This window comes from Vibrio sp. SCSIO 43132 (genome assembly GCF_019904195.1).
Classification (GTDB): domain Bacteria; phylum Pseudomonadota; class Gammaproteobacteria; order Enterobacterales; family Vibrionaceae; genus Vibrio; species Vibrio nigripulchritudo.
The window spans coordinates 1,264,855-1,287,174 of sequence record NZ_CP063200.1; the positions used below are offsets into that span (position 1 = coordinate 1,264,855).

Annotated in this window: 22 protein-coding genes and 1 tRNA gene; 15 read left to right on the forward strand and 8 right to left on the reverse strand. The window is 45.0% G+C overall.

The window, feature by feature from the left end:
• Positions 1–3: 3 nt before the first annotated feature.
• Positions 4–675, forward strand: coding sequence for an OmpA family protein (locus INR79_RS23865; RefSeq protein ID WP_004407804.1), 672 nt, complete (start codon positions 4–6; stop codon positions 673–675).
• Positions 676–757: 82 nt separating this feature from the next.
• Here INR79_RS23865 and INR79_RS23870 read toward each other — a convergent pair whose 3' ends face one another.
• Both INR79_RS23870 and INR79_RS23875 read right to left on the reverse strand, forming a co-directional pair.
• On the reverse strand, positions 758–2,506 hold the full coding sequence (locus INR79_RS23870; protein ID WP_223097241.1) for a formate--tetrahydrofolate ligase: 1,749 nt from the start codon (positions 2,504–2,506) through the stop codon (positions 758–760).
• A gap of 179 nt (positions 2,507–2,685) precedes the next feature.
• Complete coding sequence (locus INR79_RS23875) at positions 2,686–3,789, reverse strand: mechanosensitive ion channel family protein (protein ID WP_223097243.1); 1,104 nt, start codon at positions 3,787–3,789, stop codon at positions 2,686–2,688.
• A 248-nt stretch (positions 3,790–4,037) separates the two neighbouring features.
• On the opposite strand from INR79_RS23875, the gene INR79_RS23880 reads away from it, so the two are divergent.
• The 3 genes from INR79_RS23880 (at position 4,038) to INR79_RS23890 (ending at position 6,204) form a co-directional block, all read left to right on the forward strand.
• On the forward strand, positions 4,038–4,457 hold the full coding sequence (locus INR79_RS23880) for a GNAT family N-acetyltransferase (RefSeq protein ID WP_161951565.1): 420 nt from the start codon (positions 4,038–4,040) through the stop codon (positions 4,455–4,457).
• A 138-nt stretch (positions 4,458–4,595) separates the two neighbouring features.
• Positions 4,596–5,000 carry an OsmC family protein gene (locus INR79_RS23885; protein WP_223097245.1) on the forward strand — a complete coding sequence of 135 codons (405 nt, stop codon included), beginning with the start codon at positions 4,596–4,598 and terminating at the stop codon, positions 4,998–5,000.
• A 328-nt stretch (positions 5,001–5,328) separates the two neighbouring features.
• Positions 5,329–6,204, forward strand: a complete 876-nt coding sequence (locus INR79_RS23890) for a YdcF family protein (RefSeq protein ID WP_223097247.1) — start codon at positions 5,329–5,331, stop codon at positions 6,202–6,204.
• Between the two features lie 50 nt (positions 6,205–6,254).
• On the opposite strand, the gene INR79_RS23895 is transcribed toward INR79_RS23890, so the two are convergent.
• On the reverse strand, positions 6,255–6,689 hold the full coding sequence (locus INR79_RS23895) for a DUF333 domain-containing protein (protein WP_200768722.1): 435 nt from the start codon (positions 6,687–6,689) through the stop codon (positions 6,255–6,257).
• 277 nt (positions 6,690–6,966) lie between these two features.
• Here INR79_RS23895 and INR79_RS23900 point away from each other — a divergent pair, with 277 nt between their 5' ends.
• Together INR79_RS23900 and INR79_RS23905 are read left to right on the forward strand one after the other, a co-directional pair.
• Positions 6,967–7,899: an exopolyphosphatase-like protein gene (locus INR79_RS23900; RefSeq protein WP_022561367.1), complete on the forward strand. Its 933-nt coding sequence runs from the start codon at positions 6,967–6,969 to the stop codon at positions 7,897–7,899.
• A gap of 122 nt (positions 7,900–8,021) precedes the next feature.
• Complete coding sequence (locus tag INR79_RS23905) at positions 8,022–8,540, forward strand: NUDIX hydrolase (RefSeq protein WP_223097249.1); 519 nt, start codon at positions 8,022–8,024, stop codon at positions 8,538–8,540.
• A gap of 37 nt (positions 8,541–8,577) precedes the next feature.
• Here INR79_RS23905 and INR79_RS23910 read toward each other — a convergent pair whose 3' ends face one another.
• The gene (locus INR79_RS23910) at positions 8,578–10,689 is read right to left on the reverse strand and encodes an ATP-binding protein (protein WP_223097251.1); all 2,112 of its coding nucleotides are present in this window, start codon (positions 10,687–10,689) and stop codon (positions 8,578–8,580) included.
• Between the two features lie 196 nt (positions 10,690–10,885).
• Between INR79_RS23910 and INR79_RS23915 the strand changes: the two genes are divergently transcribed.
• Both INR79_RS23915 and INR79_RS23920 read left to right on the forward strand, forming a co-directional pair.
• Positions 10,886–11,353 (forward strand): hypothetical protein, encoded by a 468-nt coding sequence (locus INR79_RS23915; RefSeq protein WP_223097253.1) that lies wholly within the window; start codon positions 10,886–10,888, stop codon positions 11,351–11,353.
• Between the two features lie 41 nt (positions 11,354–11,394).
• A complete protein-coding gene (locus INR79_RS23920; RefSeq protein ID WP_223097255.1) occupies positions 11,395–11,802 on the forward strand; it encodes a PPC domain-containing DNA-binding protein in 408 nt (135 codons plus the stop codon).
• Here INR79_RS23920 and INR79_RS23925 read toward each other — a convergent pair.
• From INR79_RS23925 to INR79_RS23935, 3 genes are all read right to left on the reverse strand, one after another.
• Positions 11,799–12,503 (reverse strand): RES family NAD+ phosphorylase, encoded by a 705-nt coding sequence (locus INR79_RS23925; RefSeq protein WP_223097257.1) that lies wholly within the window; start codon positions 12,501–12,503, stop codon positions 11,799–11,801. The two genes, INR79_RS23920 and INR79_RS23925, sit on opposite strands and share 4 nt — an antisense overlap.
• On the reverse strand, positions 12,500–12,919 hold the full coding sequence (locus INR79_RS23930; RefSeq protein WP_022561371.1) for an antitoxin Xre-like helix-turn-helix domain-containing protein: 420 nt from the start codon (positions 12,917–12,919) through the stop codon (positions 12,500–12,502). Before INR79_RS23930 ends, INR79_RS23925 begins: the two co-directional genes overlap by 4 nt.
• A gap of 261 nt (positions 12,920–13,180) precedes the next feature.
• Positions 13,181–13,271, reverse strand: a tRNA-Ser gene (locus INR79_RS23935).
• 348 nt (positions 13,272–13,619) lie between these two features.
• Here INR79_RS23935 and INR79_RS23940 point away from each other — a divergent pair.
• Positions 13,620–14,306, forward strand: coding sequence for a MaoC family dehydratase (locus INR79_RS23940; RefSeq protein WP_004400926.1), 687 nt, complete (start codon positions 13,620–13,622; stop codon positions 14,304–14,306).
• 91 nt (positions 14,307–14,397) lie between these two features.
• Here the strand turns inward: INR79_RS23940 and INR79_RS23945 are convergent, their stop codons facing one another.
• Positions 14,398–15,318, reverse strand: a complete 921-nt coding sequence (locus INR79_RS23945) for a LysR family transcriptional regulator (RefSeq protein WP_223097259.1) — start codon at positions 15,316–15,318, stop codon at positions 14,398–14,400.
• Between the two features lie 141 nt (positions 15,319–15,459).
• Between INR79_RS23945 and INR79_RS23950 the strand changes: the two genes are divergently transcribed.
• The 6 genes from INR79_RS23950 to INR79_RS23975 all read left to right on the forward strand — a co-directional run bounded on the left by INR79_RS23950 (position 15,460) and on the right by INR79_RS23975 (position 22,291).
• Positions 15,460–16,818, forward strand: coding sequence for an ABC transporter substrate-binding protein (locus tag INR79_RS23950; RefSeq protein WP_223097261.1), 1,359 nt, complete (start codon positions 15,460–15,462; stop codon positions 16,816–16,818).
• Between the two features lie 67 nt (positions 16,819–16,885).
• The gene (locus INR79_RS23955) at positions 16,886–17,773 is read left to right on the forward strand and encodes a carbohydrate ABC transporter permease (RefSeq protein ID WP_038194470.1); all 888 of its coding nucleotides are present in this window, start codon (positions 16,886–16,888) and stop codon (positions 17,771–17,773) included.
• Positions 17,770–18,618, forward strand: coding sequence for a carbohydrate ABC transporter permease (locus INR79_RS23960; protein WP_223097264.1), 849 nt, complete (start codon positions 17,770–17,772; stop codon positions 18,616–18,618). The genes INR79_RS23955 and INR79_RS23960 overlap by 4 nt, the downstream gene beginning before the upstream one ends.
• Positions 18,615–19,658, forward strand: coding sequence for a DUF4432 family protein (locus tag INR79_RS23965; RefSeq protein WP_223097266.1), 1,044 nt, complete (start codon positions 18,615–18,617; stop codon positions 19,656–19,658). Before INR79_RS23960 ends, INR79_RS23965 begins: the two co-directional genes overlap by 4 nt.
• Before the next feature lie 23 nt (positions 19,659–19,681).
• Complete coding sequence (locus INR79_RS23970; protein WP_223097268.1) at positions 19,682–21,217, forward strand: sulfatase; 1,536 nt, start codon at positions 19,682–19,684, stop codon at positions 21,215–21,217.
• Complete coding sequence (locus tag INR79_RS23975) at positions 21,218–22,291, forward strand: ABC transporter ATP-binding protein (protein WP_223097270.1); 1,074 nt, start codon at positions 21,218–21,220, stop codon at positions 22,289–22,291.
• The last annotated feature ends 29 nt before the right edge of the window (positions 22,292–22,320 follow it).

Here is a 22,320-nt window from a genome sequence, read left to right on the forward strand (position 1 = left end):
GTTATGACAAGACTTCTCAAACTGGCTTGTATCTTTCTCAGCGTAACGACGGTAGGTTGTGCTGCGATCAAGCCGCCAAACATGCTGGAAACGGCACCGCGCTCCGACGCCGAACTCATCTATCCAGATTGGGGAGGAGAGGACGTTGAAGAAATGGCGGTTGCCCAGACGCAGACCCGCTACATTCAGCGAGAAGTCAAGACCATGGCGACGATGGCATCGCCTGTCAGAAGCCCTTCTGGTCAAAAGAACGTGACCGATATTCAAAGCCTGATGAATTACATGGATCAGAATGGTATTGGCTACAACGTTGTACCTGGCCAACATCCAGTTATTAAGTTGAGCAAGCGCATTCACTTCAGAACAGGCTCAGCTTACGTTACTGACGCGTCGCAATATTGGCTAACCGGGCTAGGGCAGTTTCTCGCAAGTAAGCCCAACATTAAAACCGTAATCGACGGTCACACCGACAGCACTGGCAGCAACACGATAAATGATTCCCTGTCTGATAAACGCGCAATGCAAGTGAAAATGCTTTTGACTCGTGAACGTGTGCCACCATCCAACGTTTACACACGAGGTTACGGTAAACACATGCCTTCTTGTTCAAACCTTTCTAAACAGGGTATGGCGTGTAACAGACGAGTAGAGTTGATGTTTATTACGGCTTACTAAGATTATTCAGCGGATATAAAAAAGGGCGACTCTAAGGTCGCCCTTTTTGCTAGTTCGGTTCGAAACGCTTATCAAACCAACATTAACTTAAACCAATAATGTTGCCTTCATCGTCGATATCCAGATTCATAAACGCAGGCTTTTCCGGAAGCCCCGGCATGGTCATGACATTCCCGCATAACGCGTAGATAAACCCAGCACCAGCACAAAGCTTGAATTCACGAATATCGACATCAAATCCGTTCGGAGCACCTTTCACTGACGCGTCTGTTGATATGGACAATGGAGTCTTCGCCATACAAAGAGCAAGTCCGTCAAACCCCTGTGCTTTAAACTGAGCGAGCTGCACTTTTGCCTGTTCAGAAAGTTTGATAGCGCCTGCGCCGTATCCTAGCTCAGTTACTGCCATGATTTTCTCTTCCAAGGGCTGCTCTAGCTTATAGAGTGGGGCAAAGCGTATTTCTTCTTTACACGATTCCACGACAGCCTTGGCCAGTTGCACTGTACCATTACCGCCTTGACCAAACGCATCGCTGATCGCCACTTTTACTTCCGGCATGTGCGCCTGAACGAGCAGAGCCAGCTTATTGAGCTCTTCTTCAGAATCTTGGGGGAAACGGTTGATCGCAACAACAGCAGGAACACCGTATTTCGCAACGTTGTTTAAATGCCATTTGAGGTTTTCAAAACCTGCTTCCAGAGCCTGAGCGTCTTCTTGGAATATCGAGTCAGGAAGTGGTTGTCCGGGTCTTAAATCATAAAGACCTGAATTCGCCTTTAACCCACGTAACGTCGCAACCACAACGGCGCAGTCTGGGGTTTTTCCGGACATGTTTGCTTTGATATTGCAGGCTTTCTCGAAGCCCATGTCGGAACCAAAACCACCTTCGGTTACTGTGTAGTCGGCAAGCTTAGTGGCGATACTGTCGGCTATAATCGATGAGTTTCCGTGGGCAATATTTGCAAAAGGACCGGCGTGGATCAGAGTCGGTACGCCTTCGAGAGTCTGCATCATTGTCGGTTCAATGGCTTCTCTCATTGTCACTGTCATTGCACCTGCAACTTGCAAGTCTTCTGTCGTTACTGGGTTGCCATCCAAATCATAAGCAACAACAATTTTTCCGATTCGCTTGCGAAGATCTTTCAAATCCGAAGCAAGAGCCAGAATAGCCATCAGCTCTGATGCTGCTGAAATGTCAAAGCCATCCTGTCTTTCATATCCGTTCACGGTTTTTTCTGGCTGATTCTGACCCACGGTGACCATTCTGAGTGCCCGGTCGTTATGGTCGATAACACGACGCCAGACAACACGATTCGGATCAATACGAAGCGCCTTCATACCGTTTCGCTCACTGAAAGTGTCGTAGCCCAGGCGTTGTTCATGATAGATACGTGCGTCGATAGCAGCAGAGGCTAAGTTATGAGCGGCGGTTACGGCGTGGATATCACCGGTTAGGTGGAGATTTAACTCTTCCATTGGACCAACCTGACTGTATCCTCCGCCTGCCGCTCCGCCTTTGACACCAAAGACTGGTCCCATAGAAGGCTGACGAATACACGCCATGACCGATTCGCCAATTTTGGCTAGCCCCTGAGACAACCCAATAGTGGTGACTGTTTTACCTTCACCCAGCGGTGTAGGAGTGATGGCGGTAACGACGATCAGTTTCCCTTCGGGATTTTCTTTTAGCCTTTCTAATGTATTCAGGGAGACCTTTGCTTTATGGCGACCATGAGGCGTGTATTCGGTTTTCTCTAACCCAGCGTTGTAGGCTACGGTATCGATAGATGAGAGTGGAGTAGTTCGACAAATCTCAATGTCGCTTAGCATTTAAATCCCCTTTAAAGACAAAAAATAGGCACGTAAACGTTTGCGTGGGCAATATACCTTGCAAATTGTCTTTGTAAAGCCTTTTTACTAGTGAGGATTATATCGGGCTGGATTCATGTGGGCGAGAGAAACATGAAAGTTAAAGTGACGGCGTCACTATGAGTAACGCCGTACTACAATCAACCCTGTTGTGGAGGGGAAGATAAGCCTGCTAAACCTTCGGGGTGGTCGAGCTTAAGTGTCTGAGTTGGGTACGCCACGTCGGCATTATGCTCGTGGATGATGGCCATTATTTTAAGCAGGACATCCTGTTTAACTTCATGGAAACGAACCCAGTTTACGGTTTTGGTAAAGGTATAAACGAAGAAGTCCAGAGACGAAGCACCAAATGCATTAAAGTTGACGATCAACGTCTGATTTGTGTCGATGTCAGGGTGGTTCTGAAGCATGGTTTTTACGTCGGCAATAATGGCGTCCACTTTTTTGTTGTCGTCATACCTTAAACCGATAGTCTCGTAGATTCTTCGATTGAGCATTCGGCTCGGGTTCTCAACAACAATGTTACTGAATACCGAATTAGGCACATAAAGCGGACGTTTGTCGAACGTGCGGATGATGGTCATTCTCCAGCCGATACGTTCAACCGTGCCTTCAATTTGTCGGTCAGGTGAGCGTACCCAGTCGCCGACTTTGAAAGGGCGGTCAAAGTAAATCATCATTCCGCCAAAGAAGTTTGATAGCAGATCTTTTGCTGCCAGACCGACAATCAAACCACCGACACCACCAAAGGTTAACAATCCAGATAGGCTCAGCCCAAGGCTTTGCATCACGGACAGAACCCCCATGATGATGAACACAAGACGAGCGACTTTTGCTATCGCCTGAACCGTGGTTTCGTCTCTTTTCTTCTGAGACAGAATTTCATCTTCAACATTGGTAATTAAGCGCAGCACTATCCAGACAGCGACAGCAATGCCAAGAAGGAGCTTCAGGGTTTCGAGCCAGTTAAGAGAACTTTCCAGGTAGGTTTGCAAAATCAAACCTATCGAAACCATGGCTGGCCAGCCCCAAATCAGAGCACTTATGGGTGTCTTAAGTGAATGAACAATCGCGTCGTCCCATCGATTGGTTGTTTTTGAAGCGAGCGTTTCAATTCGACCGTAAAGGATTCGCCAGGCGATCCAGGCGACGAAGCTGATACTGGTCATGATGACGACATCACCGAACCAGGACTGTTCGAGTAAGTGGAACTGTTGGGTTATTGAGCTTGCAAGATTGTCCATCGACTTTCCCGTGTGTATCTGAGTCTGTTGACCGAATAAGTTGACGAGCGAAAGGTGAAACTGAAAAGTAAACCGCCCGAACTACAGGTGATTGATTGTATTTGTAATTTAAAGTCGGCTCAACAGCTTAAAAAAACTGGTTCATAACTTAAGTTGAAAACTTGCGATCATGTACGACTATTAAATCAGTGGATTATAAAAATAAGAGAATAGGAATCATGGTGTGTATCAACCCTTTTGGTAGGGAAATGATTGGTGACAATGTCACGTTGTCAGCATTCGATCATTTCAGCATGGTATGTAAGAACCGTTTCCGTCAGTCGGTTGAGCAGGATTTATTTCGCATCTTGCTGCTCTTTTCAGAGGAAGGGAAGCCTATTGGCTATTGCTCTTACTGGACGGACATCGTCGAGAGCGGGCGCTTCTATAATCGCCCAGTCTATTTCTATCAAATTCACTATGTGTTTATCCAGCCTGAGTTTCGAGGTAGAGGATTGTCTACGCTGATGGCGAAGCGCATTGTCTGCACCATGCTTGAAGAGCTTAGGGAAAGAAACGATGTGGGTGCCATTTGTGACAAGTCGGTCTATACCAGCAACGAAGGCAGAGCGTTTGGAAGACACGTGATTCAGTCACTTTATGGCGTTAAGCAACTGCCTTCAGTTTAACACGACCTGTATTAACTCATCTTTTTTATCTCAAGAAAGTCCGTAGAAAAGATGTCTTTTGAGGCATAAGAAATGTAGCGTTCTACCTTCGAATACTGTTAGCATCTGGAACTCATACAATAAGATCTAGAGAAAGAGATGAAAGCAGAAGTTAAATGGGTCGATGGTTTCAAATTTATCGGAACCTCTGAATCTGGTCACTCAATGGTTATGGACGGCAGTGGTGGAAAACACGCTCCGAGTCCTATGGAAGCAGTACTTATGGCATCTGGCGGGTGCAGTTCTGTAGATGTCATTGATGGTCTAAAAAGTGCAAATCAAAACGTTACCGACTGCATCGCTGAGCTGACGACTGAGCGTCGCGATGAGGCACCAAAGCTATTTACGAAAATTCATATCCATTTCAAAGTAACAGGTCATGAGCTGGACGAAAACCTGGTTGAAAAAGTGGTGTTCGACTCGCTGCAAAAATACTGCTCCGTATGCTTAATGCTAGGTGCTGGCGTTGAAATGTCGCACAGTTACGAAGTAATCAGTACTTAAACAGTACTCAAGATAAATCAATGAATGCGAGCCCCAAGGGTTCGCATTTTGTTTTGGTTATACCCAAGTAATCTCAAGGTGTCTGGTTCAGCGAGAATTAACTGGCTTTTAGACAAGACACCGATTTAAAGATCTAGTGGGTCTAAATCAAAAATCGGTAACGCAGTATGGAAGCCAGTTAAACTCGCCCTTGGGAGCCCATATTCTGTCCCATTTCATCGTTAAAGAACTTGGAAAGGACGGGTCATTCCGCTGCGTTCTTTTCCTTGAACTGGAACAGAATATGAGGCTCTGAATCCTGCATCTTGAGGTCACTTGGGTATATTACATGCATCAAATTTTAATCGTTGTTTTAGGAAAACGCCTGGTAGATAACAGGTTAACTCTGGAATCGAAAAGCCGTGTCGATGCGGCGATTGAATTCTTAAAATCTCTATCTCCTGACTCATACTCCAATGTTGTACTGGGGTTTTGTGGAGGTGTAACACCGAGCAATACAGTATCTGAAGCGGCTGAAATGCATCAATACTTCAATCAAGTAGCCAAAGAAGAGCTATTCTGCTTACCCGACGACATTCTTATCGAAAACCAGTCGACCAGTACGGTTGAAAACATCAGTATGCTCGCAAAGGTGCTAGTTGACCGAAAGGTGTACAATTCTGGCTCACGAGTTCGTCTGGTGCTTGTTTCTAACGATTATCACCTTGAAAGAATCTTCGAAATTCAAAAGCTCATTAATGAACAAGGGCTTTTAGGTGTTTTGAAGAAAAGATGCGAAGCGTCAGGTATCCACCTCACGATCCCATATGATCTGACTCAGCACGTAACACCGCCTTATCCTTACAACTCCGTAGAGAGTCAGCTTTTCTTAAGCATTGAAAAGCTAACGACATACCGCGTATTTCTGGAAGGTGTGTATTGTGGTGCCATTCTCCGTCCGATAGAGCAGGTTAGGGAAACGCCTTTGCATTTGGCGAAAGAAGCACTGAATACGGCGAGGGCACTTCTGGCGACAGAACTTGAGAATGTTCACTTAGTGAGCTCCGTGCTTGATTTAGTAGAACAATGCATTGCCAAAACAGAGAAAAGTTTGGACAGGGAAACCATAAGAGAAGCGTTAGGCGTGTTGGACGTTAACCTCAGTATGCTAAATAGAATGTTGGATCCTGAGCTTGCCGATTTTGACCGCTGGTGGAAGTGTTAGCACTGTTTTTTGAAATGTTGGGCTCTGAGGGCAGAGCCCCTCTGATGTTGTTAGGAGTGGTCCTTTGGTGAATGGCTTCTAAAGTATTCCCACTCTTCAATACGAGTCCCGTCCTCAAACACACAAATACCGATTTGTCCGCTTGCCGTGTCTTCAATCTCAACCTTACCACCGCTTTCTTCGCAGAAGACTGAAGCAGGGTTAGCCATTCCTAAGGAAGACTCTGCGGTTGTCTCTTTTCCAGAACCTTGTTGCCGAAAGAACTCCCACTCTTCAATTTCAGTACCATCTTTCATTACACAAATACCAACCTGACCTTGTTTTGAGTCTTTGAATCGGATTTTCCCCCCTTGCTCAATGCAGTACATAGACGCGGGGTTTGCCATCGATAACTTGGTGTATTCGGAGGTTTTGCTGGATGCATCAGCACAGCCAGACAAGAACATAACTGCACTCAGAGCACCAATTAGAGCGGACTTATGCATTTTGAACTCCTAAAAATTTGATAATAAATGGTAATTTTCCATAAATGTAATCGCAGTAGCGGAAAAAGCCGATGAAGAGGTCTATATTAACAGTGATATTTAGATTCAAAATCAGCGGTCACTGACAGGCTCATCGCTCAGAGTGCTTGGTTAAAACACCCACTCCATTGCGAACTGAACTATATACCAGTCTACTAGGGTTTTGAAATAGGTATTATGTCAAATTAATGTAAGTTTGACGTTGGTGAATGTTCAACAACAGGCAAGGAAAGCAATAATGTCTGAAAAAAAATTTCGGCTTGTTACCCGTAGTGACTTTGATGGGCTTGTATGTGCGGTGCTGCTTAAGAAGTTAGATTTGATTGATGATATCAAATTCGTACACCCGAAGGACATGCAAGACGGGATCGTGGAAATATCAAGCAACGATATCGTAACTAACTTGCCTTATGTTCATAGCGCGCATCTGGTTTTTGACCATCACTTGTCAGAAACGCTGCGTAATTCAGGGGACCGTCCAAACCACATTATCGATCCAAATGCACCTTCTGCTGCTCGTGTTGTCTGGGAACACTATGGCGGCGAGAAAGCCTTCCCACCAGAGTGGGACGACATGATGATTGCCGTCGATAAAGGCGACTCTGCTCAGTTTACTCGCGACGAAGTACTGGACGCCCAAGGCTGGAACCTTCTGAACTTCCTGATGGATGCTCGTACAGGGTTGGGGCGCTTTAGAGAATTCAGAATTTCAAACTACAACCTGATGATGGATCTTATTGATTACTGTAAGAACCACACCATCGAAGAAATTCTGGCATTGCCAGACGTGAAAGAGCGCATCGATTTGTATCGTGAGCACAACGTTAAGTTCCAAGATCAGATTCAGCGATGCGCAACCATTCACAAGAATCTGGTGCTACTTGATCTTACAAACGAAGACGTCATTTATGCCGGTAACCGTTTCTTAATCTACGCGCTTTATCCGCAGTGTAATATCTCGATTCATAAAATGTGGGGTTTCCAGAAGCAAAACATTGTTTTCGCAACAGGTAAATCCATTTTTGATCGTGGCTCAAAAACCAATGTTGGTGAATTGATGCTGAAATACGGCGGCGGTGGTCACCAGGCAGCAGGTACCTGTCAGATTACCATAGACAGCGCTGACGCAGTTCAACAGGAATTGATCGAAACCATTAATGCTGATGGTTAATTTCCGGCGAACCGAATGCCTTTAAGCTAACTGGATGCATGAAAAGCTCTGCAAATTGCGGAGCTTTTCTTTTTCTAATAGGTCGTTATACTTCTCGCTCCTTATCCAAACCGCAGCAGTATATGAGACACCTCAAAACAACCGTTCATCCAGAAATTGGACATCTCGACGATAAGAAGATTGTTAACCGAAATGCCGCAAGAGCAATTGTGCTGAAAGGAGACGACATTCTTATGCTCTATACCGAGCGGTATCACGACTACACCATACCCGGTGGCGGTCTGGACGACGGTGAAGACATCATCGCAGGCATGATACGTGAACTGGAAGAGGAAACGGGAGCTCAGAACATTCGGGATATCAAGCCATTTGGCATCTATGAAGAATTCCGTCCGTGGTACAAAGAAGATGCTGATGTCATACATATGATCTCTTATTGCTATACGTGTAATATTGATGGTGAGTTGGGTGATACTCGCTACGAAGATTACGAAATTAAAAACGGCATGAAGGCAGTTTGGATTAACATTCACGACGCCATTGCCCACAATGAAAAAACCATGGCAGAAAGTGATAAGAAAGGTATGAGCATTGAGAGAGAAACCTTTCTTCTTCACTTGATAGCGAAAGAAAAACTTTAAAAAAACGCTGCTAAATGCAGCGTTTTTTCGTTCAAACTTAGGCAACCAAATCTTCAGGTTCTTTGATAGGAATACGGATCTCGAACAGCGAATGCCCCTTATGGCTAATTTTCCCTTCTAAAGAAAATGAGACCAGGTTTTCAGCGATATTTAACCCTAAACCCGTGTGCCCTTTGATTCTGGCGGTTGAATAGAAAGGGGAGAACACCTGTTTACTATGAGTTTCGCTGATCCCTTTTCCGGTATCCTGATACTGAATGTACAGGTCATCTCTTAAGTACAGGGAAATACTTATTGATCGAACCGTATCGGAATCGTGGAAGGCGTGCGCAATGCTGTTGTCCACGAGTTCAGATAAGACCTGAACCAGTGCATTTGCCCGATAACTGGTTTCAAATCCCTTTGGAAGATTGTTATCGAGTGTCAGAGATATTCCCTGCTTGGTACAGTCTGAGTGGCGAAAGTCCATGAAGGTTTTGATAGTCTCTACTGGGGAACCAAAGATCGCGCTTTCATTGGTTGCTGCTACGTTACTGACTTCTAAACAGCTTTCAATAAGGTCTTTCACCCGTTGTATGTTGTTTTTGAGCATTTCGGAGGTCTCATCAGATTCTCCTTTTCCCAGCATGGCGAGCTTTTGCTCCAACATATCGACACACATAACACAGTTACCTAAGGGCGTGTTCACCTCATGAGCAATGCCTTGCATCATAGTGTTCAGGGCTGACAGTTTGTTTTTCTCCTGAGTAATATCGTGAACTTTTCTCAGTTCATTCATCTGTATTCTTAGTCTTTCTGCATAACTGTCTGATAGGGCTTTTTCCTTTTTGAATCGCTGCACTACATGGTTATACGCCTCTGCAATTATGGCCAAATCGGAAAGCGGTTCGACTTGAAGTTTTGTAGGGGATTCGGCATTCACCAGCGAATGAGACTGAAGCTGTTCAATCATGTCATGGTACTGGTTGGTAATTTGGTGCTCTGAGAAATCCAGCCCTAATTCTTCGTACTCTTTTGAGACTCGCAATGGGGAAAAATGATTGATAACAAAGAAAATCCCGCCACTGATTACGAAACCTAGAACGACGTAGGTGATAGAGCCTCCCAACTGAGCCAAAAATTGCAACGGCAGAGTGAGCCCAGAATTCAGGAGAGATTTGTCTCCGAAGAAAGAAATAGCGATAAGCCCGAAAATGCCCGCAAACAGATGAACGGGAATCGCGTCTACAGGGTCATCGACTTTCCATTCTTCCAGATAATATTTGCCAACCAATCCTACTGAAGCACCAATCGCAGAAACAATGACACTTTCCAGAGTGTTGAAATAGATACACCCTGCAGTTATCGATACAAGCGCGCTCAGCACACCAACAGTCACCCACTGTATATTGGTGTGTTTGAGGAAGAAATACGAAGCGACAAATCCAACTGTTCCGCCGACGCTGCCGGCGAGAAAGGTTTTCATGATGATGCTAGGAACAGTTTGATCGTAATAGATATTGCTCCCGCCATTAAACCCCATCCAACCAAGCCAGAGCAGCATAAGCCCCGCAGTCGCCATTGCCGGGCTGCTTCCGCTGATATGACGGTGAGTACCATCGAAACGATTGGGGCGGGGACCCAAGATTAGAGTAAGAGCTAATGCGGTTGCCCCTCCGAAAACGTGAACAACAGCGCCACCTGCAAAGTCACGGAATCCTAATTCATACAACCAGCCGAGATTATTCGGGTCGATTAAGCTTCCCCACGTCCAATGCGCACCAATCGGATAAACGATACCACCGCAAATAGCGGCGATAAGAAGGTATTTGGAAAAGGCCAGTCGCTCCGCAGTTGCACCAGAAATTATGGTGACTGAAGTGGCAGCGAAAAGGGATTGGAAGATGAGAAAACTCACGGGAAAGCCAATGGATATATCAGGTGCGAAAAGATCGGTGCCCATCAAACCATTGGAAGTTGCACCAAATGCCAGTCCGTACCCGATGAGCCAAAAAAAGAAGGTTACCAAGATCAAATCGGCTAAGTTTTTCGCAGCCACATTAACGTGGTTTTTATGACGGGTTACCCCGGATTCCAAAAGTAAAAAGCCTGCTTGCATGAAAAATAAGAAAATTCCGCAAACCGTAAGCCACATATTCTGTTCTGACATTGTTTCACACCACTTATAGCTAGGGCTAATAACAGTGTAGAACATGTGGAATAAGCGACAACATTGGGCTTTGTTGAGCCTTTCATTCAATCGTGTGACATGTGTTCATCTGAATGAATTTTAGAAGTATTTCTCTGTTCAAAATCAAAATATACATGTATATATATACAGTTGTTTTGTTTTTTGGAGATTGGATATGAAACTGAGTGAAAGAAGAGCCCATTTTTCTTTATATAGATTGGCTTATGTAGTGCTAAGCCTCTCAGTAACCTTGTTTCTTGGTATCTGCACATTGATTCTAGTTGGCGAGCTGAACCAGCAGATGTGGAGTCAGAGCGTGCTTATGTTGTTCTATGCCGTATGGTCTGTTTATTACTGGAACAGTTTTCGTAGGAGCTTTAAGCTTCTGACATCTATGGCTTGGTTTGATGACTTTGTGTATCTGGTTTGTCGTAAAATTTTAGTGAGCGCCAATGTTTGCACTATTGCCATGTTACTGTGGGTAAAGGGAATGAGCGACTCGGCAAGCAGTCACCTGACACAGGTTTTGGTTGTAAGCGTTTCGATGCTGCTCGTGTCTTTTTCAGTTTCTAAGCTGACTTCAAACAGCCGTACGTCGAGCAGCAAAGAACGATTTGAACACATGATGAGAGCTGTGAAATAAGCTATTATCGCTCGACCATGTTGTCCTGATGTATCTACAAGATGTCTCGAGTAAAACCCATCGCAGTCCGACTGACTCGCGGTCAAGATCTGAAAAGTGCCATATCGTCCATTGTTAAAGCCGAGCAGATTCAAGCAGGTTCCATTGCTTCATGTGTCGGTAGTCTGTCTACGGTTAACCTGCGATTAGCAGGAGCCAGCGAATATTTGAGACTTTCCGAACCTTTGGAAATCGTCTCTGTCATGGGAACACTCACACCCGAACATCAACATATCCATATTTCGGTATCAAAGCAGAGTGGGGAAGTGGTAGGTGGGCATTTGATGGAAGGTGCGTGCATCGATACTACTGCTGAGCTCATTATTCATAGCTATGAACGGCTCACATTTTCACGCGAGTACGATAGGAATACTGGTTTCTCCGAATTGGTGCTGGCTGACCGAGATTAATCCTGCTCTGCGTTACAGGGTGATACTTTCTCGAATTTAGTAATGGCACCATTGCTATAAAACGACTCAAAATGTGCTGTCTGTACAATCCTTTGGATCAATCTGGGTGCAAAAAGTGCAAAGCACACTTCTTCCGGTTTTCTGGCTCGCACAGAAAAATACGTAACACCATCAGAACCTGATTGTTTCAGCTCTCTGGCAACTTGCTGCCCCGCAGAATAATGACTTTTACTATAAATATCGTGTTCCATGGGAAGCGAGGTTAAATCTTTAAGTTTTGCCGTAAACTGACACTCAAGCCCACGATAGGTAATGACTTCGAAAGGGCAGTTCTCAATATTGTTCAAGTAACGTACCTGATGGTAGGACACTTCACTGATCGCGGTTTCCATATTTTCAGCACAATAGAAGGCACCAAATTGCGCGTCGTTAAAACGACCACCATCTCCACTGATATGGACAAAAGGCGCGATCGCATAACTGCAACCTGCAATTCCAAATGGAATCTCTGAAGTGTCAACCAGAGTAAGGTTACCTAATTCGTTTTGAATTCGTGGGTTGGTCAGTTCCTGAATGGCATAAAGCGCCGCAAACTCTTCTTCGTCGGCAACATCGTCAAATAATGCAATAGGGGGGTACTTAGAAGGAATCAACCGAAATGCAACTTCGTTCGTGAACTCTTTATCTTTGCATTCCTTCACTGCCAGTGTCCCCCGCGTAAAGCATTCACTCGGTGATAAACGTCATACAGTGAACCAAAATTCCCACCTTCAATCACATCTATTGGTGCTCTGCCTTCAAAAAAGGTGTTGTGGTTTTGACTGGTCATAAAGCCATAAACCAGTTCTGGGTTGTTAAACACGGTTCTCAAAACCCCGTGAATATTTAGAACCAGGCTGATTCTTTCAAGCAAATCATTACTGACCGCCAATGAAAACGGATCGGACTTGGCTTTAAAAAACTGGCTTTTTTTAAGCCCGAGAATACTCATCATTTGCTGATTGGTTAATGACCATTTTTCTAAGATATTGAGCGCGGCTTTTAACCCGGTAGATCGGGTTTTCTTCTCATCGGTTGAAACGGACTCAATATTAAAAGAGCTATTTGACTGGACCATAACGACTGCCTCGAACATCTTCAATAATCCAAAAATAAATCATTATTGATATAAAGTCCAATTATGGACTAATTTTGCGACAAAGAACAAATTTGGAAAAGGCAGGCAGCATTGAGTTGGGGATAATCACTCCACTTCTATTTCATTTACTCGGCTTTGAAATGGATTGGTTGGTATTCGATATTTTGATGATTAAAGCGATTTCATAACGGGACAATAAACGAAAAAAGCCACTGGAAATTCCAGCGGCTTTCTAAAATGTGGCGGAGAGATAGGGATTTGAACCCTAGATACGCTATTAACGTATGCCGGTTTTCAAGACCGGTGCTTTCAACCACTCAGCCATCTCTCCGTTGCGAGGCAGATATTATGGAAATAGCGAATTCGTGTAAAGAGAAAAATTAACTTTTTCAGACTGTTTGCCGTCTATTTAGTCAGTTCGCCGCGTTATTGTTCACTTAATTTATATATGACTGAAAAATGACATAAATATATAGCTGAGACCTAAAATTATACAAAAGCGGGAAATAGGTTAATCCTTCAATAAAATAATGTTTTATTACTTATCTTATTGGTTTAATTAGATTAATAGAGTTTCAGACAACACTTGTTCGCCCGAAAGTATTTGCCAGTTCTATTATTCTCATTCAAAATTACCGTTAAGAACTCTTATGCGAGTTGTTGTGTAATAAGGTTTTATATGAAAGTTGTTGATATTCTCAAACACAAAAGTGAGTCACTGGCTAAAAAGCATCATTTCGAATTTCGCGAGTTGATGTCTCCGATGCTGCGCGAATACTGGAGTGATATTGTTAATAGGGCGCATGCGCAACATCTTTTCCCGTGGGTTAAAGATCACAACACTCCGGCGATAAACGAAGACTCTCCAGAAGTTGTTAAACAGCAAGTTGTTTTATCTGAAGAAGGTGAAAAGCTCTATGGTGAATTGCAGCTTTTGATCGGAGAGGAAATTCATGTTGGTGACTGGTTGACTATCGATCAGGATAGAATCAATGCTTTTGGTATCGTAACTGAAGACATGCAGTGGATTCATACCGATCCTGAACGTGCCGCTGAAGAATCACCTTTTAAAACACCGATTGCTCACGGTTTCCTGACTCTTTCTATGCTTTCTCGCCTGACTGACAGTGTCGATCCAGAAAAGCCTCAGTTTCCTACTGCGAAGATGACGGTTAACGTTGGTCTTAATCAGGTCAGATTCCCGTATCCGGTTAAAGCTGGTAATCGCATTCGTGCAAGAAGTACGTTACTCAAAGTTACGCCAGTAGCAAAAGGCCTTGAAATAGAACGTGAGATTAAGGTCGAGATTGAAGGAATTCGGCGACCAGGGTGTGTGGTTGTTTCAGTGATTAGGCTTGTAATATGAGCAGCACTGCCAATCAGTGATTCAATAGCGAGTGTTATAAATAAGGGAAGTGTGAGAACACTTCCCTTATTTCTTTTCTCCAAAATCCCGCTCAGTCACGAACAACCGATAGTTGCGCGAAAGCGTCCTCAATAATCTGAATTAGCAAATGCTTGTATATTTCGACTAAAGGCGGGGCAATGACGTTTTTCCGCCTTACGACGCCAATCTTCCTAACGTAGTCAAAATCCTTTATCTGAAACCAGGTTAAGTCGTAACGAGTAAAGTCACCAACGCTTCCTTCCGGGCTTAAACTTAGCATCTGTTTGTCTCGCACATATGTGCCAAGTATATCGGGGTTATTGGTAACCACTCGAAACCTTGGAAAAGGGGACTGCTTTGAGAAGAAAAAAGACTCCAGAGCGGTTCTGGCTACCTCGCTTCTTTCGGGGGCTACCCAGTCGTGATTCTTAAGATCATCGATTGAAACATGGTGATTCGCGAACGGATGACTTTTATGGCAAAGCCCTAATATCTTGTCTTCTGCAACTAGGGTAGTTTCAAAGTTCTCGTCTTCGACCAATTGATTAACCATACCAACATAAATATCGATCCGGTTTTCGATTAAAGCATGCCTTAACCCTTCGGCGTAGTCGGTAATAACCGCAAAATCTGCTCCAGAGTACTTTTCTTCTAGCTGAACCATTGCCTTTTCGGCGTATGAAATAAAAGCCAGACCCGAGCCAATTCTAACTTTGCCAGCCGAGCCTGATGCAAGAGTGGATATATCCTGTTTTGACTGTTCGAAATCCAGCAAAATCCGCCTGGCGTGAAACTCCATGGCGTGACCGAACACTGTTGGAACCAGTCCGCGAGGGTGTCTCTCAAAAAACTTAACGCCATACTCTTCTTCCAGAACAGAAATGCTCTTGGATAACGCTGGCTGACTCAGGTTGACGCTTTCGGCTGCCTTGAGTAATGAACGTTGCTCCATGGCAGCCAGAAAATGCTGGAGTCTTCTGGAAGTTAGCATGCTTTTACCCCTCCAATATGGTTAAGGCTCAGCCCAAGGTATAACCAAAAGTTTGAGTAATCAAATTAAAAGAAGATTGTTTTTTGTACAATTTTAAAAAATGATAAGTATTCACGTACACGGATTGTATGAGAGGAAAATATGAGTAATGGAATACTTAGAAAAGCGATTACCCGTTTAGTGAAATTCGCTTCCTTTGGCACTGTGGTTTTCATGATTGGGAATGTGGCTATGGTGCAGGCTAAAGAAGTCCCGGTTAATGTGGTGATCAATCAGTCGCCATGGTTGGCTGGGTTCTCAGCCATCGCCGACCTTTATGAAGAAGAAACGGGGAATGAGATTAACCTGGACGTTAACCCGTATGCCGGGAGTCTGGAAAAGCAACGCAATGCCGTTAGGTCATCAGAAAGTGAGTTCGATTTACTGATCATAAACGGAATATTCTATCCAGAAATGTATCACGGAGGCTTTCTCGAACCACTGAAAAATATCGATCCTGATTTTGAGTTGGATCCTCAAATTTATGAGTACGGTGGCACCCCTTGGTTCAACCGTGAAACTAAGGCTATGGGTAAAGAAACCGGTGAGCTGTTAACCGTTCCAGTTAACCCGAACATCACTCTGATGTTTTATCGAAAAGATCTTTATGAAGAGAGAGGGTGGTCTGCCCCAACCACATTTAATGAACTAAAAGAAAATGCGAAAAAACTACACAACCCAAAAAAGATGTACGGCATTGCTCAGCGTGCCGGACGTGGAACCGTGTCCATTACGTGGGATTTCTTCCCTTACATTGAAGGGTTTGGCGGTTCGTATTTTAGAGATGCGCTAAACGGTGATTACTTTGTCACAATTAACAGTGAAGAGGGAAGAAAAGCGCTTCAGGCATACATCGATCTTGCTAACGAAGTGGGACCTCCTAATTCTGCCAATCTGACGCAAGGTGACCTGATTCAACTCTTGGTAACGGGAAAACTTGCACATACCGTTCTTCCTGCCGCCGCCTGGGCTCAAATGGACAACCCGAATAAATCGGCCGTTGTTGGAAAAATTGGATACGCAACATTACCTTCAGCACCGGGCAATCCTTCAACCCCGGCATTAGGTCACTGGCTCGGTGGGATTCCTAAGAACCTGCCTGATGCCAACAAACGAGCTGCGCTCGCATTTCTGAATTGGTTCCAAAGACCGGACACACAAATAAGATACGCGGTATTGGGAGGCGCTCCAGTTAGTGCCGCGGCTTACGAATCGAAGTTTGCTGAGCAGCCTGAAAACCGATATATGCAAGCAATGCGCGTAGCGTCTCCACTCGCAAAAGGTATGTGGACTATTCCTGAAGGCGCTGAATTGGCAGCAATCATGGAATTAGGGCTAAATCGTACCGTAGCAGGCGAAATCACCGTTGTTGAGGCTTTGAATTCTATGGCCGCAGATCTCGAAAAAGTGTTGAAAAAAGCAGGCTACAAGACAGGTCGTCTACCAGACTTGACTGAGTGACCGTTTTTTCTTTGTGAGCCGCTTACCCGGCTCACTTAGCTTCTTCAAAACTTTTTGCGGGTATCCAATGTTTAGCAATTTCAATATCAGCTCTAGAGGGAGAGTGTATTCTCTTGCCCCTGCACTGTTGATCTTTCTGTTTCTGGCGCTGTTGCCAATTGCCAACCTTTTTCTGACCAGTTTTTTCGATGTTTCATGGAAAGATGGCGAAAAAGTTACCTCTTGGGTGGGGCTTTCTAACTTCGCTGCAATGCCAGGTGATCCATTATTTGTGGCGGGTATCAAGAACACACTTATTCTGGTTGTGACTGCGACAAGCGCTCAGGTGTTTCTCGGGCTTATTTTAGCTCTCCTATGTTCAAAGATTGGGAAGAGAAGCCAAACTTATCGCGCTCTGCTAATTTTGCCGATTCTTATTCCTGGAATTGTCATTGGTGCAATATGGCGCCTGATGTACAACTCTGAATTTGGGATCATAAACACAATTCTCGAGTTTGTTGGAATTCCCGGTCACGACTGGCTGGGGTCAACCTATACAGCCTTGGCTTCGGTGATTGTTGTTGATATCTGGCACTGGACTCCTTTCTCTTTTCTTCTTCTGCTGGCGGCGATTGAGTCTTTGCCCAGTGATGTTTCCGAAGCCGCAAAGGTTGACGGCGCTACCTCCTGGCAGGAGCTGTGGTACATCACTTTGCCGCTGTTAATGCCCGCTATTGTGATGACATTTCTATTTAGAGCGGTTATCGCATTCAAAGTATTTGATGAAGTTTACCTGTTGACATCCGGAGGACCAGGAACCTCTACAGAAGTCATAAGCTTCACTATTTTTCAGCGGTTTTTCCTTCAGGATAAGGTGGGATATGGCTCAGCAATTTCGGTTTCGCTGGTGTTCTTTGTTTCCATCGTCATTGTGATTGCGCTCAATGCCCGTAAAGAAAAGGAGATGACCCAATGAGATCCCGTAGAGGCAACAACAATCGTCATCTCAGCCGCGACATCTGTCTGCATGGTTTTCTTTTGCTGGCGGTCGCGCTGACGCTTGCCCCCTTTGTTTACATTGCGCTGTCTTCACTTAAGACACAAATTTCACTGTTGATGGGAGACGTCCTGTTTACACCTACCTTGCACAATTATCAGGAGGTCTTGTTTGACCGGACTTCTGACTATACTCGAAATTTCATTAATAGCGTGGCCGTAACATCTATTACCACGCTCATTGTCATCATTATTGCGTTTTTCGCTGGTTACTCGTTGTTCAGAATGAACTGGCCTAAGTCGGTCATCAACGTATTTCTCGTCTGGTCTATGGCGTTCAACCTTATGCCAACAGTATCTCTGGCAAGTGGCTGGTATGAGATGTTCAGAAACATTGGTATTAGCAACGACTATCTAGCTGTCATTCTGGCTCACGTAACCCTTCATTTGCCTATTGCCTTATGGTTAATGGCGTCCTTCTTTCGGGAGATTCCCAAGGAACTTGAAGAAGCCGCATATGTAGACGGTGCTGGGTTTCTAACTCTGATTACTCGTGTAATCGCGCCAATCATGGCTCCCGGTCTGGTTGCTACGACAATTCTAATTTATGTATTCAGTTGGAATGAGTTCCCGGTTGCGCTTGCTCTAACCAATAATGAGACGGGTACGGTTCCTGTTGCGATTGCAAAATACGCGCAAGAAGAAGAAATCAAATATACACAAATGGCGGCGGCGTCAGTGCTTTCAGCCATACCGGCATTAATTGCGCTTCTATTTGGTCAACGGTTTATCGTGCGTGGGTTAACGGCAGGTGCGGTCAAATGAGTCAGACGAAAGTTCATGGTATTCATTTCGACCGACTCAGCGACTGGACCGCAGGGACACAAGTGCACGCTGGAGCACGCCTGATATCGCTACAGGATGGACGAGAAAGAGGAGTGCGTGTTGTGGAAATGCGCTCCGGGAGTGGTCTTGAAATTGAGGTGATTGTCGACGGGAACGGCGATCTGGGTCGACTGACTTATCAAGGTAAGACTTTGTCCTGGCATACTCCTCAAGGTCTTTGCTCTCCCTGGCTAATGAACCCTGAATCCAGTAACGGGCAAGGTTTCTTGCAAGGAGTTGGGGGGCTTCTTAATACCTGCGGTCTCGATCATATTAGGCAACCGGCTACTGAAATCCGATTCAATGTTGACTCAGATAAGCACTACAATGCCGTTTACCCATTGCATGGTGGAGGGGCTTTTCAGCCAGCGATTCTTCGTGGCTACGGCGGGGTTGAGGACGTTGATGTCCCCTATGTGTATTGCGAGACGGAGTTTACACAAACAATCCCGCTTGTGACTACTTTAAAACTCCAACGTCGAATAGAGATGGAAATCGGTAGCAATAAAATCACGCTTTCAGACAAAGTGACCAACGTTGGTCGTCACGCCTCAAGCCATATGATGCTTTACCACTTTAATCTCGGGTTTCCCCTGATTGAGCCTGGTTCATATATTGATATCCCGAATCCCCAGTTAATCTGGCAGTCCTTCGAACATAACCCATTAGCGGCATATTCGCCCCCAGAACCCAACAGCTTAGACAAGCTGTCCGTCTTCAAAAATATGGGTCATAAAGCCAAAGCTGCCGTGATTAACCCGGAGCTAGGGCTCCGCTTATCTATTGATTATGACCCAATTGAGCTTCCTTATTGCCAGGTATTGCGAATGGAAGCGCCTGGGCATTATGGGGTTGGTATAGAACCTTGTACGACCGGGTACAGAAACCGAAAAGAGGCATTCGAAAATGGTGAGGTGGCGATTTTAGAGCGGGGAGAAAGTAGGACTTACAGCATAAGTCTGACATTGGAACATATTTAAATCGTTAAACAAGGAATGCTTTAATGAAAACCATTTTTGTCGTATTTGATTCTTTGAACCGCCTTGCACTTGGATGTTATGGCAGTGAGTACAAGACACCCAACTTTGACAGGCTAGCCCGAAAGAGCGTGGTCTTTGATCGCCACTTTGTAGGCAGCCTTCCTTGCATGCCAGCACGCAGAGATCTGCACACTGGTCGCCTGAGCTTTTTACACCGCAGTTGGGGTCCGCTGGAACCTTTTGATATCTCGTTATTCGACCGCCTTCGAGAAGAGGGGGTTTACTCTCACTTGATAACAGATCACTACCATTACTTTGAAGACGGAGCGGGTAACTATCACACAAGATACGACTCATACGGATACTTGCGGGGGCAGGAAGGAGACAAATGGGTGCCCACTCTCGATCCTTTAAAAGACAAGTGGCAGTCGATTTACCATGAAAAGCAGGTCAGTTTCGAGTCGGGGTCACTTCAGCTCCAGAATATGGCGAACCGTGAGCGTATCGTTTCAGAGGAAGATTTCTCTTCTACTCAGTGTTTCGACGAGGCAATTTCATTTCTAGAGCGTTACTCTCATGTGGATAGCTGGGTTTTACAGCTTGAAACGTTCGACCCGCATGAACCTTTTGTTGCCCCTCCCGGGTATCGTGCAGAATTCCAGCAGGAAGCGGAGAAAATTTACGACTGGCCTCCTTATGACCGTTTTGTTGAAGGGCTTCCGGAAAATGAACTACTTTGCGAGAACTATAAAGCACTGGTGGCGCACTGCGATACTCAGTTGGGTCGTCTTCTGGACAAAATAGATGAACTTGACGCATGGAAAGACACCGCAATCATAGTCACGACCGACCACGGATTCTTACTTGGAGAGCACAATTGGTGGGCTAAAAATCGGATGCCCTGTTACAACGAAGTTGCTCACATACCTCTGTTTGTCTTTCACCCTCAGTTTTCCCACCTCAGTGGGACCCGTTGCGAAGCGCTCACACAAACAACGGATATTGCACCAACACTCTTAGATTGCTTTGGTCTTCCAGCAGAGCCTGAGGCGGCATCATATTCGCTGTTGGATTTGCTGTCCGGCAAAAAGAAACAACTGCATGAATCCATTATTTATGGCTATTTCGGAGGAGCGGTAAACCTAACTGACGGGAGATACACTTACTTTCGTTACCCCACCAATATGGATTCGGCAGACCTGAACGAATATACCTTGATGCCATCGCACATGTTAGGTCCTTTCTCAAAAGAAGAGCTAGGAGATGCTTCCCTTAAAAATGACTTGGCTTTTGCTGGGAATGTCCCTGTTTTAAAAATACCGGTGCGCGAAGACACGCACTGGTATGGGTCTCACGGACCGGGCGGGATGAAAGACTGCCACACCGTTATTTACGACCTGAAGCAAAGTCCGACTCAAGAAGTCGAGTTAGCGGATAAAGCTGTAGAGAACAACTTAGAACAACAGTTAGTCAGACTTTTAAAGAAAAATCATGCGCCAGACGAATTATATAAACGACTTGCGCTTATTGAAGAACGAAACCATCCCAAGGAGGGGTAAATGGCAGTAGTAACACTTTCAGGTGTAGGGAAGTCGTTTGGAAATGACGAAGTTTTGCATCAACTCAATGCCGAGATTCAAGATGGAGAGTTTGTCGCCATACTGGGGGAGAGTGGTTGCGGCAAATCTACGTTGTTAAGACTGATAGCGGGATTGGAAGAAATTTCGCAAGGTGACGTCTTAATTGATGGAGAAGTGGTAAATACCTTCACCCCTAAAGAGCGTAACGTTGCCATGGTGTTTCAGAGTTACGCGCTCTATCCGCATATGACCGTAGAACAGAATATCCGTTTCCCTCTTAAGCTTGCAGGCGTGTCCGAGCAAGAACAAAAAGAGCGCACGTATAAAGCCGCGGACATGCTGAATTTAACCAACTACCTGCCAAGAAAACCGCGCGATTTATCGGGTGGGCAACGGCAGAGGGTCGCTATGGGGCGCGCATTAGTGCGAGATCCTCAAGTATTCCTGTTCGATGAACCTTTATCAAACCTAGACGCAAAGCTAAGAGTTCAGATGAGAGCGGATATACGGCGGTTGCAGAAAGAACTGGGCAAAACAGCGATTTATGTCACACATGATCAGATTGAAGCAATGACAATGGCAGACAGAGTGATTCTGATGAATAAAGGTCGGATCGAACAGTTTGGTCCTCCGCTCGAATTGTACGACCAACCTGCCAGCGAATTCGTTGCCAGTTTTGTTGGTTCACCGGCTATCAATTTGATAAAGGGACGAGTAGAAGAAAGCGGCGAAGATCGGTTTCATAGTGATGATCTTTCAATTCCTTTAGACATAAAGGGTATTCCAAGACAGACGGTTACTGTTGGAGTTCGACCGGAGCACATTCAAATAGGGCGTACCGATGAAAGCAGGGGCTTTTCGGGAGTAATTTCGAGCATAGAATGCACTGGCGACAGAACGTTTCTTGAAGTAAAAGTTGGGCAAGGTTCGCTTCGGGTTACAACTGGCGAGCGTGCCAATTTTAAGATAGAACAAGACATTACCCTGTGCTTTCCTAACGAGAAGACACACTTCTTTGATATAAATGGATATCGGTTACCAAAGAGCAATTGAGCCTGAAGTGCAATACCTTGAATACCATG